Origin of the sequence: Streptomyces inhibens (genome assembly GCF_022221585.1) — a bacterium.
Taxonomy (GTDB): Bacteria; Actinomycetota; Actinomycetes; order Streptomycetales; family Streptomycetaceae; genus Streptomyces; species Streptomyces inhibens.
In genome coordinates this window covers 7,581,745-7,594,679 of record NZ_CP084681.1, presented here as the reverse complement: position 1 = coordinate 7,594,679, position 12,935 = coordinate 7,581,745, and the positions used below count along the sequence as shown (strand labels likewise).

Annotated in this window: 8 protein-coding genes and 1 pseudogene; 5 read left to right on the top strand and 4 right to left on the bottom strand. The window is 69.5% G+C overall.

What is annotated here, in order from left to right; translation table 11 throughout:
• The first annotated feature begins 3 nt into the window (after positions 1–3).
• The 3 genes from KI385_RS34120 to KI385_RS34110 all read left to right on the top strand — a co-directional run bounded on the left by KI385_RS34120 (position 4) and on the right by KI385_RS34110 (position 5,735).
• On the top strand, positions 4–4,026 hold the full coding sequence (locus tag KI385_RS34120) for a response regulator (RefSeq protein ID WP_238575908.1): 4,023 nt from the start codon (positions 4–6) through the stop codon (positions 4,024–4,026).
• A complete protein-coding gene (locus KI385_RS34115; protein ID WP_128505117.1) occupies positions 4,016–4,591 on the top strand; it encodes a response regulator in 576 nt (191 codons plus the stop codon). The genes KI385_RS34120 and KI385_RS34115 overlap by 11 nt, the downstream gene beginning before the upstream one ends.
• A 580-nt stretch (positions 4,592–5,171) precedes the next feature.
• A complete protein-coding gene (locus tag KI385_RS34110; protein WP_238575907.1) occupies positions 5,172–5,735 on the top strand; it encodes an ATP-binding protein in 564 nt (187 codons plus the stop codon).
• Positions 5,736–6,038: 303 nt separating this feature from the next.
• Here the strand turns inward: KI385_RS34110 and KI385_RS44705 are convergent, their stop codons facing one another.
• Complete coding sequence (locus KI385_RS44705; RefSeq protein WP_425357007.1) at positions 6,039–6,374, bottom strand: peptide-methionine (R)-S-oxide reductase; 336 nt, start codon at positions 6,372–6,374, stop codon at positions 6,039–6,041.
• Between the two features lie 168 nt (positions 6,375–6,542).
• On the bottom strand, positions 6,543–7,751 hold the full coding sequence (locus KI385_RS34100) for a PP2C family protein-serine/threonine phosphatase (RefSeq protein WP_238575906.1): 1,209 nt from the start codon (positions 7,749–7,751) through the stop codon (positions 6,543–6,545).
• Positions 7,752–8,503: 752 nt separating this feature from the next.
• Here KI385_RS34100 and KI385_RS34095 point away from each other — a divergent pair.
• The gene (locus KI385_RS34095) at positions 8,504–9,697 is read left to right on the top strand and encodes an NAD(P)/FAD-dependent oxidoreductase (protein WP_238575905.1); all 1,194 of its coding nucleotides are present in this window, start codon (positions 8,504–8,506) and stop codon (positions 9,695–9,697) included.
• Entirely contained in the window at positions 9,694–10,611 is a 918-nt protein-coding gene (locus KI385_RS34090; RefSeq protein ID WP_238570638.1) for an RNA polymerase sigma-70 factor, read from the top strand. The genes KI385_RS34095 and KI385_RS34090 overlap by 4 nt, the downstream gene beginning before the upstream one ends.
• A gap of 898 nt (positions 10,612–11,509) precedes the next feature.
• Here KI385_RS34090 and KI385_RS34085 read toward each other — a convergent pair.
• Together KI385_RS34085 and msrB are read right to left on the bottom strand one after the other, a co-directional pair.
• Positions 11,510–12,375, bottom strand: a pseudogene (locus tag KI385_RS34085) (GlxA family transcriptional regulator).
• Between the two features lie 145 nt (positions 12,376–12,520).
• Positions 12,521–12,928: a peptide-methionine (R)-S-oxide reductase MsrB gene (gene msrB / locus KI385_RS34080; protein ID WP_238575904.1), complete on the bottom strand. Its 408-nt coding sequence runs from the start codon at positions 12,926–12,928 to the stop codon at positions 12,521–12,523.
• Positions 12,929–12,935: the final 7 nt, after the last annotated feature.

The following is a 12,935-nucleotide window of genomic DNA, read 5'->3' as shown; positions in this document are numbered from 1 at the left end:
CTCATGTCCGCCGTGCCCGACGCGAAGCCACCCCCAGCCCCGGACGGACCGCAGGGCGGAGCCCGCAGCAGCCGCAGAATGCGCTTCGCGCCCCGCATCTGGCACAAGTTGCTGGCCCTCTGCATCGCCCTCATGATCCCCCTCGGGGTGGCCACGTTCTCCCTGGTCGACCAGCAGAACAGCAAGATCTACTTTGCTCGGACCGAGCTGGACGGCGTCCAGTACCTGCGTCCCTTGAGCGCATTGGTGCAGGACGTCTCCGACCGCCGTGCGCTGCTGCACCGCGAGATCACCGGAGAGCCCGTACCAAGGAGCCGCATCGCGGCAGCCGACCGTGCCGTCAGCGCGGACTTCACGGCGCTCATGCAGGTCGACCAGCGACTGCGGAAGCCGCTGCACACGACCGTCCCCGACCTCTCCGCCAAGGGGAAGAGCCGGTTGGCGCCCGCGGCTCTGCGCCACGACTGGGCGCGGCTGGCGTCTGCTCCGTCCGACGTCCGCGCCGACGTGCCGCGGTACACCCGGCTCATCGGGAACCTGCTGGCGCTGGGTTCCTACGTCGGCGACACCTCGAAGCTGATTCTCGACCCCGACCTCGACACGTACTACACGATGGCCGGGCTGCTGCTCCGCGAGCCGCAGATGATGAACCAGCTCTACCAGATGGCGGAGAGGGGAGACTCGATACTGGCCCAGGGCGACCGGTCCACCGGCAACCGGGTACGCATCGCCTACGACACCACGGTGCTCAACCAGAACCTCCTCCAGCTCAACAGCGATCTGAACCGGGCGTTCGGGGCCACCTCCCACACCGGGCTCCGCCCCGCGATCCAGCCCCTGCTGGCCAAGGCCACCTCGTCGGTCCGCGAGGTGACCGGCACCGCGAACCGGCAGTTCACGACCAGCGACCGGAGTGCGCTCCCGCGGGCCGTCTGGCAGGCCCAGGCCGCCGGCGCCATCCGGGCGAACTCGCACCTGTGGAAAGCCCTGTTCGACCAGGAAGACCACATGCTGAACGCCCGCCTGGACAACCTCCACGACCGCAACCTGCGGGTCCTGGCCGGCATCGCCGCAGTCCTCGCCGTGATCACCGTGGTGGCCGCGCTGCTCTCCCGACGCATCACCGGCAATGTGGCGGCCGTGGTGCACGCCGCGCAGGCTCTGGCCGCGGGCGACCTCACGCGCCGCGCGACGGTACGGAGCCGCGATGAGGTCGGCACGATGGCCACCGCCTTCAACGTCATGGCCGGGAGGCTCCAGGAGAGCTACTCCGCCGTCGAGGAAGAGGTCCGCCAGCGCACCGCGGAGCTGAACCAGAAGACCGAGTCGCTCGGCCTCCTCCAGCATGTGGCTGCCGCCGCCAACGAGGCGGACAGCTGGGAGGACGCGGTGCAGACGGTCCTGGACCTGGTGTGCCGGCACATGGGGTGGCCGGTCGGCCACGTCCACCTCGTCGAGTCCACGTCCGGCTCGGGCTCCCGCACCGGCCGACCCACTCCGGATCCGGAGTTCACCACGTCACCCATCCGGCACGTCGAGGAGCAGAACCTGCGGGTGCCGCTGCACGACATCGCCGCAGCAGCCGGACTGTACGAGCCGAAGGGCCTGCCCGCCACGGTGCGCGCCACCGGCCGCCCCGCCTGGATACGTGACATCACCGCGGGGTCCGCCGGGCCTCGCCCGACGCCGCTCGGCGTCGCCGAGAGTGCCGGGGTGAGAGGCCGGATCGCCGTCCCGGTCGTCATCGGGAAGGACGTCGCGGCGGTCCTCGACTTCCTGACCCCGGAGGCCATGGAGCCGAACGACGCCTTGCTGCGGCTGATGCTCAACGTCAGCACCCAGCTCGGACGGGTACTGGAACGGTCCCGCGCTGCCGCGGAGCTCCAGGCGTCCAAGGAGGCGGCAGAGGTCGCCACCCAGGCAAAGAGCGCGTTCCTCGCGACCATGAGCCATGAGATCCGCACGCCGATGAACGCGGTGATCGGCATGACCGAAATTCTGCTGGACACCCCGCTCAATGCCGAGCAGGCCGAATTTGCTCATGTCATCCAGAACAGCGGTAACAGCCTGCTCACCATCATCAACGACATCCTCGACTTCTCCAAGTTCGAGGCCGGAAAATTCGATCTCCGGCTTGAGCCGCTACAGCTTCGACAGTGTGTGGAATCAGCCTTCGACTTCGTCACTCCGATGGCCGCGGAGAAGCCGGACCTCGACTTGGCTTACATCATCGATCCGGAATTGCCGGAAGAAATCATCGGAGATGTCGACCGGCTGCGCCAGATCCTCATCAATCTGCTCAACAACGCCGTCAAATTTACGGAAACCGGCGAAGTCGTCCTCAGGGCCGCATTGGCCGACGCGGAATCGGGCTCTTTCCCGGAGCCGCCGGAGACGCTCCACCAGCCCGCTTCCGAGGACACGGACGGCATCATGCGCCTCCACTTCTCCGTGTGCGACACCGGAATCGGAATGGCCGCGGACCACCTGGCTCAGCTGTTCCGGCCTTTCGAGCAACTCGACACGTCCACCACCCGGCGCTTCGGCGGGACGGGACTCGGACTCGCCATCAGCAAGCGGCTGGCCGAGCTGATGGGAGGCACGATGTGGGTCGAGAGCGAACTGGGCGTGGGGTCGACCTTCCACTTCACGGTGGAAACGCGAGAAATTCCCGAAGCGATGCGTTCCAGCCAGGTGGTCTCCCGTATCGAGCTCCGAGGAAGACACCTGCTGGTCGTGGACGACAAATCCACGAACCGGATGATTCTCACGCGCCAGGCGAGCGCCTGGGGGATGGTGGTACGCGCCACCGGATCCCCGCGGGAGGCCCTCGAATGGGTCCGGCAAGGCGATCCGTTCGACATCGGAATTCTGGATATGCAGATGCCGGACATGGACGGCGTCATGCTCGCGGAAGAAATCCGCCGCTACCGGAGCATGGCAGAGCTGCCGTTGTACCTGCTGACTTCTGTTGGCCGCCCCATGGCGACCCGAGAGAGTCTGGCGGAGTTCTCCGGATACCACACCAAACCCATCCGGGCGGCCGAACTCTACACGGACCTCTGCCGCACGCTGCTCGGCGTCACGGTGCCCGTCGAATCGTCCCGCACGGCACAGCGGCCGGAGGTGAAGGAGAGCCGCCTCGCTCCCCTGCGCATCCTTCTGGCCGAGGACAACCTGGTGAACCAGCAGCTGATCGTGCGGATGGTCCGGAAGATCGGTCACTCGGTGGATACCGTCGGCAACGGAGCCGAAGCTCTGGAGTCACTGCAGCACACGCGCTACGACGTGGTCCTCATGGACGTACAGATGCCGGTGTTGGACGGCTTGGACGCCTCCCGGCAGATCCACCAGTCCCTGTCCGCCGCGGAACGGCCGTACATCATCGCCCTCACCGCCAATGCGATGAGTGAGGACCGCGACGCCTGCCTCGCCGCCGGGATGGACGACTACCTCAGAAAGCCCCTGCGCGGCGTCGATCTCGCCGAGGCACTCGACCGTGTGCCCCTCGGTCCCCCCGCGCGGAGTCCAAAGACGGCGCAGCCTGCACGGAGCCCGGAGACAGCGACGCCCGCAGGGGAGCCGGGAGCGGTACCGCCCGCAGCCGGCCCGGAGACGGCGCAGCCCGAGCCAGAGGCCGGCGCCGATGCCGGCACCGAGGCGTCGGCGCTGCCCGTCCTCGACAAACCCACCTTCGAGCGCCTGGTCGGCTCCTTCGGCAAGGAATTCGTCAGCCAGCTCATCGATGCCTTCCTGGAGGACTCCCCCCAACTGATCGAAAGCCTTCGCCGCAGCCTCGACCAGGGGGACGGAAGCGAATTCCGCAGAGCGGCCCACACGCTCAAGTCCCACGCGAACACCTTTGGATTCCCGCGTCTCGTCCGGCCGTGCCAGGACGCGGAGGACATCGGCGCCAGCGGGGATCCCAGCGCAGCAGCACCGCTGGTGACCCGCATCGAAGGGGAGTACCGCGCTGCGAGAGACGGGCTGGTCGCCCAGAGAGCGGAGCTTGGCCATGACCGATAGCAACGCCGTGACGGACAGAACCGAAAGGAAAGGGCGCATCTTGGTCGTGGACGACGATCGCACGAACCGCATGATGCTCACCTATCGCCTGGAAATGGCCGGGCTTGAGACCGCGACATCCGAGAACGGGCTCGAGGCTCTCCAGATGCTGCGGGAGAGCGACTTCGATGTGGTGCTGCTCGACATCCTCATGCCGGGGATGGACGGCTACGCGACGCTCGATCTGATGAAGCACGATCAGCAGCTCAGCCGCACGCCCGTGATCATGATGTCGGCCGTCGGCGAGCTGGACAGTGTCATCCGCTGCCTCGAAATGGGCGCCGAGGACTATCTGCCGAAGCCCCTGGACCATCTCCTGCTGACCTCCAGGGTCGACAACATCCTGCTGAAGATCCGGCTCCAGCAGGTGGAAAAGGCGCTCGCCGAGCTCACCGAGGCCGTGCAGGCCATGGCCGGCGGTGCGCTCCCGGCGGGAGCCCTGGACCAGGTCGCCGGGCAAACCGACTCGGTCGGCCGTCTGGCACGACAGCTTCAGCAACTCGCGGCCGTGACGTCGGAGCGGTAGGCGCACGACGCCCGGGAGCAGCCCGCCACGCTGAGTAACCCCTGCTCGCCTGACGTAACCCGCGCCGGCCGGGCGGGTGCGGTACACCGGCGCCGGCCCGTCCCCGCCTCCTCCACCACCGTCCCGTCTCCCCGGCCACCGCACCGCCCCGCAGCCGGCCCCCGATTAGGGGTCGTACTAGGGGGTTCCCCTAACGACTGCCACAGGGCGCCGGGTGCACGGTGAAGGCATACGTCAGCTCCCCGGCACAGCCGACGGCACGGAAAGAGGTGGGGTGGACGTGATGACCCGGGTCGTTGTTCGCACACCACAGCCCTCCCGGGTGCCCCACCGGAGCCCGCGTGGCCTCCTGACTCCACCAGCCGCCCACGGTCCCGGAGAGAAAAGCGAGGGCGGAAAGATGTTCCCGGAACCGGAATCGTCCCCGGGCACGGCCCAGCAACCCACGGCGGGCTCAGACCTGACGCCGTACGGCTTCTCCTGGTCCGGGCCTCACGCGAGGGCTCCCGTATGGCGGCCCTCACCCCTGCCATTCCAGCCTCCCGCTGCGGCGGATTCCGCTCGGCCGGACAGCTTCGTCATGAGTACCGTCATTCGCACCCGCTGTGTCGCCGTACGTGAGGGCGTACTGCTCCCGCTGTGCCGTCTGTTGGGGCGGCTGGCGGCGACCGCCGCCGCGCGGGTCGCTCAGCTGGCCCGGTACCTGAGGAGGACACGCGGCAAAGTGGTCTCGCTGCCGCTCGAATCGCATGTGCGCGCCGTGCCCCAGGCCCGGCGGATCATCCGGACCGAGCTGGCCCGATGGGGGCTGTCCGAGCATGTCGAGATCGCCGAACTCCTGGTGAGCGAACTGGTCACCAACGCGCTCCAGCACGCCTGGGGCCCCCTCCATCTGCGGATGTCCCACTCCCCCGTTGACCGGACGCTGCGCTGCGACATCGCCGACGGCTGCCCCGCCGCTCCGCCCGCTGACCGTCCACCCGCCCGCGCCGACGAGGACCACGGCCGAGGGCTGCACCTGGTGGACCAGCTCTCGACCCGCTGGGGCGCACGGCACACCGCCGCGGGGAAGACCATCTGGTTCGAACTGCGCACCCCCGGCAGCAGTGCCCGTCGGCGGGGGGCTCTGCGGCGGCGACTCTGATCGGTGGGGTGCACGTCGAGGGTGAGCTGGCCGGCTTCGCGCACTTCAACCGACAGCGTTTGGCGGGCCCCAGCAAGACCGCGGCACTCGCATGTCCGGCACGACCGGCCCTTGTCTGCAGCTCCTGCCAGCACGGATCCAGTGACGGGAACGGCGACGGGGTCGACCCGGCGTGGGGTCGACCCCGCTTGACCGCACGTTGGCCAGATCGCTACGCCGCTGCCAAGGAACGCGCTAGGCGTTGAAGCGGAACTCAACGACTTCGCGAGTCACCGGATTCACAGGACTCCATCGAACCGCCACTCACTCCTCGTCCGGAACCAGTCGCAACGAGATCGAGTTGATGCAGTACCGCTGATCCGTAGGGGTCGGATAGCCCTCGCCCTCGAAGACGTGGCCAAGGTGGGAGCCGCAGCGGGCGCAGCGGACTTCGGTGCGGACCATGTCGTGGGTACGGTCCTCCAGGAGTTCGACGGCGTCGGAGGCCTTGGGGTCGTAGAAGGACGGCCAGCCGTCATGCTTCGCGGATTCACGCTTCTCCTGTGCACCTTCCGGCGGGTATTCGGCTCGGCAACCTGCATCGGCTGGAGAGGCCGGGGCGTGCGCTTGGCGGGAGGGGCTGCCGAGAAGTGGTAGCACCTGCGTGTTGGTAGACGGGATCACCGCGCTGTCCGCCTCTCCTCACTTCCGTCTGCGGCGGGTGTGCGGTGTGTGGGGCATCAGGCGTCTATCCCGACGGTGGACGTGTCCAGCGCATCACGGGGGGGGCTCACGGTCTGTCAGGACGGCGCGGAGCGCAATACCCCTTCACGGATACTGCGGGTGCCATTCGAAGAGCAGGATGGTGGCGTCGTCCCGCAGGTCGTTGTGCTGGTAGTCGAGGATGGCGTGAATGAGCAGCCGCAGCACCTCGGCCGGGCGCTGGCCGGCGGCGGAGGCGCGGATGATGAAGTCCGTGAACCGGTCGAGGCCGAACTCAACGCCATTCGCGTCGCGCGCGTCGACCACACCGTCGGTGTAGAGCAGGACGCGGTCGCCCGGTTCGAGTCTGGTCTCGTGGACCTGCAGGGCGGCCGGGGCGAGTTCGAGGTACAGGCCGATCGGCGGCTGCGGGGGGCTGTCCAGCGCCCCGTCGAGCACCCGCTCGGCACGGATCAGCAGCGGTGGCGGGTGACCGCAGTTGATCCAGCACAACTCCCCGGTGTCGGCGTCGAGCCGGCACACCACACCGGTGCAGAAGTGGTCGGGCAGCCACTGGGCGAGCGCACGGTCGACGGAGCCGACGAGGTCGGGCAGGTCGGCGCCGCTGCGACGGGCGTTCCGCGCGCCGGCCATGGCCACCGAGGTGGTCAGACCGGAGGCCAGATCGTGGCCCATGCCGTCGAGGATCATGGTGTGCAGCACCTGCTTGACCACCGCGTGGTCGAAGGCGTCGCCGCCGACGTCGTACGCCGGCTCCAGCACCGCGGTCGAGACGCACTGCTTGCTGCCGATGGTGCGGGGCGGCAGGAAGGCCCGCACCATCTCGGCGGGCAGCCGCATCGTCGCGGTGCGGGTGCGAGCAGCGATCCAGTCGCTGTAGGCGCGCTTCGAGGTGACGACCATCGCGAGCAGATCGGCCAGCATCCGGCTGCGCCGCATCCGCGGCCCGTCCAGTGTGGCGGTCCGCACCGCCAGCACCCCCAGCCGCTCCGCACCGTCGACCAGCGGCACCCAGACGACCACGCCGTCGCCGTCGTCCGTCACCCGCGGGGAGACCGTGCGGTACGCCCAGCCGGCCTGCGAGGCGTCCACCGGTAGCGGTTCCAGGGACTCGTCGAGCGGGACGAGCAGCCATTGCTGCAGGTCGACGAGGTAGATCAGCGCCGATTTCAGGCCGAGGGCCGAGGCGCACCGGTTCGCCAGTGCGGACAAATCCACCGGAAGGACGATCTGCGCCTCGGTGATCAGCTCTTCCAGCAGACTCTCGTCGACGGCGGCGCCGGGATCGGCGCGCGCCTGCGATGGGTCCGGCACGGGGATCACCCCTTCCGCCCCCAGTCTCACACCGATCCCGGCGCCTCTCACCTCAGCGGCGCCCGCCGAGCCAGCCCACGACCGCGTCGACGACCGGGGTGCTAGTTCGGCGATGCGCCGGACCGCCTCGCGGCCCCCGGGGACGAGCGGCACACCGGCGGTGATCAGCACCGATTGCAGCTCCAGCCGGTTCGGGTCGGGCGCCGCAACGGTGAACGGCAACCCGTCCTCCGCCCGCGGCGGCGCCGGCCAGGCCCTGCCTTCCGGCTCGTTGACGCGGCCCACGAAGACAGCCGCGGTGTCGGCACGGGGTCGGCGGCCAGGCTGGGCGTGACGGAGGCGAGCGCCCGGTGGAGCCGGTCGTGGGCGCCGCCGCTCAGGTGTCGAGGTGATGAGGATCGGCGATCTGGGTCCGGTTCGTTTCGAGTGAAGCTCGCGATCAAGTGGTGAGGGCGTCGTTCCGCTGGTCGGGGGTGGCGTAGAGCCGGTCGTGCTCGCGGGCGGCGTGGAAGCACCAAGCCCCGCCGCTGACCTGCGGATCCTGTTGTTCCGTCAGTTCCCGTGCGGAGCCAGTCGATCATGATTGAATGCTGCGCGTCGCGGTGCTCGGGGCGCTGATGCCGCGCCCGCCCGCCCTCTCTTCACGATGTGACGCGGGTCATATCAGCCCCATGTCACGAACGGAAGGGCAGCTTGCGTCTGGTGGTCGTCCGCACAGCGGGAACGACCAACACGAAGGAGATAGCAGAGCGATGAACGCGACAGCAGCGCAGCAGCACGAGGTCCTGGTCCTGGGCGCCGGCTACGCCGGGCTCTCCGCCGCGATCCAGCTCGCGGCCCGCACCAGGAAGCGTGGGAACCTGCGAGTGACGCTGGTCAACCCCTACGACAACTTCACCGAGCGGCTCCGACTGCACATGACCGCCACCGGCCAGGAGACGGCCGAGATGAACATCCCGGAGCTGCTGGACGGCACCGGCGCCGCCTTCGTCCGCGGCTGGGTCACAGCCGTGGACACCGAGGCGAAGACCGTCCGGATCGACGACGACCGGGTCCTGCGCTACGACACCCTGGTCTACGGCCTGGGCAGCATCGCGGACACCGTCACCGTCCCCGGCGTGGACGACCACGCCTACACCTTCAACAGCCCGGAGGACGCCGCCCTCCTCGCCGACCGGCTGACCCGGCTCGACGGCGGGACCGTCGTGGTCGGCGGCAGCGGCCTCACCGGCGTCGAGGCCGCCGCGGAGATCGCCGAGCGGCACCCGGAGCTCCAGGTGGTGCTGCTGGGCCGGCAGGAGCCGGGCGCGAGCATGCATCCGAAGGCCAAGGCCTACCTGGACGCGGCGCTCGCCCGGGTCGGCGTGCGGGTGCGCAGCGGCGTCGAGGTGGCCAAGGTGCTGCCGGACAGCGTCGAGCTCGCGGACGGCTCCAGCATCCCGGCGGCCGCGGTGTTGTGGACCAGCGGCACCCGCGTCTCGCCGCTGGCTGCCACCGCGGGCCTGACCGTCGACGAGCGCGGCCGTGTGGTCACCGACAGTGCGCTGCGCTCGGTCTCCCACCCGGATGTCTACGCCGTGGGCGACGCCGCGGCGATCCGTCAGGGCTACGGCGTGATGCACGGGACCTGCCAGGGCGGCATGCCCACCGGCGTGCACGCGGCCCTCTCGATCCTGCGGGTGCTGGCCGGCAAGGAGCCCAAGCCCTTCCGCTTCGGCTACTACCACACACCCGTCAGCCTGGGCCGGAACGACGCCGTCGTGCAGTTCACCCACCCCGACGACAGCCCGCGCCGGCTCGTGCTGACCGGCAGGCGAGCCGCGAAGTACAAGGAGACGGTCACCGCCGCGCCGTGGCCGACCTTCGCCCGCATGAAGAAGATGCCCGTCTCGGGCGCCCTCTGGCCGCACGGCGGCCGCTACACCCGGATACGGAGCGCCAAGTGACCCAGCCGCAGCAGATCGGCCCCGACCAGCTCGCCTTCCAGCAGTACCGCAACCTGCTCTTCTCCGTCGCCTACCGCCTCCTCGGCACCGCCGCCGATGCCGAGGACGTGGTCCAGGACGCCTGGCTCAAGTGGTCGGCGGCCGACCGTTCCCAGGTCGCCGACCCCAAGGCCTATCTGACCCGGATCGTCTCCAACCTGGCGGTGGAGCGGCTTCGTTCGACCCGCCACCAGCGCGAGACCTACGTCGGGCCATGGCTCCCCGAGCCGATCCTCACCGGCCCGGATACCGCCGACGGCGTCGCCATGGCGGACTCGGTCTCCATGGCCCTGCTGGTCGTCCTGGAGACGCTGAGCCCCCTGGAGCGCGCGGTCTTCGTGCTGAAGGAGGTCTTCGCCTTCAGCTACGCGGAGATCGCGGAGGCGGTGGAACGCTCGGAGACGGCGGTCCGGCAGGCCGCGCACCGCGCCCGCCAGCACGTCCAGGCCCGCCGGCCCCGTTTCACCGCGGACCGCGCCCGCCAACGCGACGTCACCGAGCGCTTTTTCGTGGCGACGTCGGGCGGCGACATCAACACCCTCATGGAGCTGCTCTCCCCGGACGTGACGCTGTGGACCGATGGCGGCGGCAAGGTCCGCCAGGCCCTCAAGCCGGTCGTCGGCCTGGAGACCGTGGCCCGTTGGTTCGCCGCGCTCGGCACCGTGACCTACCAGGGCATCGAGCCCGGGCAGATGCGGGCAGAGCTCACCTGGATCAACGGCGGCCCGGGCGTGGTCTTCCGCGGCCCGGACCGCGTGGTCGCCACGCTGACCTTCGACTTCGACCCGGAAGGCCGCATCTCGACCATCCACAACGTGGCCAACCCGGACAAGCTCCACGCCGTCGCCGACGGCACTCGGCACGAACTCTCCTGAGCTGCCCGATCGTTGTCGACGCCCTCCGGAATCCTCGTGAGCGCCCGGGTGCGGCTGCCCCAGCACGGCCCGGGTGGAGCTGGCCGGCGCAGTCGAGGGCGTCCTCGGGTGGGCCGGCGAAGCCACCGGTGGGCAGGATGGAGTCTGCGTGCGGTTCGCAGCTGGCGTAAGTAGGGGGCGAAGCCCCAGATGTCGGCGGATCCCGCGTAGCCCAGGCGCATGAGCTTGAGGACTTCGCCGTCGGCGAGTTCACCGTCGATGTAGGCGAAGGTGTCGGCGCCGCGGTGGCAGATGCGCAGGTCCGTCAGTTGTGGCCAGGTGCTGCGGGCGTGTGCGGCGAGTCGCTGGTCGAGGTGGGCCTTGGTGGAGTCGGACGGTGTGGTGGGTATGGCGGATATCCTGCCCGACCGGCCGGGAAGCGGATGCGGCAGGCTGTGACCGTCGTGATCCACTTCTGCTGATCGGCTTGCCTTCCTTGCCTGTTGCCGCCGCGCGCCCGATAGTCCGGACCGCCGCCGAGCGGCACCGGTTGAAGAAGGCGGCCTGGGGCCACAAGACCGAGCACCGGGCCAGGGTGCGGGCGCAGATCGTGCTCTGGGCGGCTCGGGGCAGGTCCCAGCCACACCTTCGCCGCCGCGCACGGCCGCCCGCAGCTGATCGAGGGGCCCGAGCTCGTCCACCTCATCAAGGAACACCTGGGGAAAGATGTCATCGCCGGTCCGGTCCCCCCGAAGCGTTGGCCGTGAGGTAATGATCCTGCCGCAGCGGCTGCTACGCCACCACGGCGGCAGCCGATGGCGGTTGACGCCGCTTTAAGAGCCTCCACCAGTAGGTAAGCACGGGAGACAGTTGCACTAACCAGGGGGGGCGGTCATCTAACGCAGTCGGGCGTGCGGGCTCAGAGACGTCGCAGCATGCGCGGGTCCTCGAAACCGACTAAGCGGGGGCGGCGTCGATCGTCGCGCCATGGCTGATGAAGCGCTGGGCGCGTTCGAGGCAGAGGGTCTGCTGGTAGCGCAGTGGGGGTGAGACCGGTGGCGCGGATGAAGAGGCGGGTGAGGGTGCGTTCGCTCACGCCGACGGCGAGGCCAGGGTGGGCAGGGGCAGCAGTTGGTCGAAGCGGACATCGATGAGGTCCTGGGCGCGGTGCACGGTGTCGTCGAGGTAGGACCGATGCCGGAGCATCGCCCTGGACTGCGGCTCATGGCGCCGTTGCGACGACCATGTCCCGGGCCTCCTGGGCTGCGACGGCCGGGCCGTGCCGGGTTTGCGACCAGGTGCAGGGCCAGATCGATGCCGCTGGCGATGCCGGCCGATGTGATCACCCGGTCGTCGGCGGTGAACAGGACGTCGCGGACGACCACTACCTTGGGGTGGCGCAGGGCCAGGTCCTGCACATCGTGGTCGATGGCGCAGTGGCGGCCGTCGAGCAGGCCAGCCTGGCCGAGCGCCTCGGCTCCGGCGCAGACGCTGGCACCGTCCCGCCCCTGGCGTGATGGTCCCGGAGGACCTGTGGGTAGGCGACGCCGATAGCGGGGGCATCAGCCAGGGGATCTTTCCGCCAGCCGGGCACCACGATCAGAGCCTCGGGACTGAGCTCGGGCCAGTTGAGCCCGGCCACCAGCGGCAGTCCCTGGGCGGTGGAGACCTGGGCTGCTCGGCGACGTAGGCGAGCGTGTAAGAGTGCCCGAAGCCGGCGGCCGTGGAGAAGACCTGCGCGAGGCCGCGCTCGTCGGGCGGAGCGGGAGGCCCCTTGCCCGGCAGCGCGCGGCCGCACTCCTGCACGCGCACACCCCGATCGCACCGCTGGACGCGGACGCGACCGTCGCTCCCGCCGCCGCTCTTGCAGCACCGCGCACAAGCACGCACTTGGCCACGCGCTTCTCCAGCGAGGACACGAGAAGGGAAATCAGCCCTCGTTTGGAACCAAGCGCAGAGAGATCGAGTTGATGCAGTACCGCTGGTCGGTCGGCGTCGGATAGCCCTCCCCCTCGAAGACGTGCCCGAGATGCGAGCCACACCGCGCACACCGCACCTCCGTCCGCACCATCCCGTGTGAATGATCGGCCACAAGTTCTACCGCGTCCGAGTTGCGTGCATCCCAGAAGCTCGGCCAGCCGCAGTGGCTCTCGAATTTGGTGTCGGAGCGGAAGAGTTCGGCACCGCAGGCGCGGCAGGAGTAGACGCCCGTGGTCTTGGTGTCGGTGTATTCGCCGACGAAGGCGGGCTCGGTGCCGGCCTCGCGGAGTACTTGGTACTCGGCGGGGGTCAGCTCTGCGCGCCACTGCTCGTCGGGCTTGTCGATCTCGTACGGCATCTGCCGT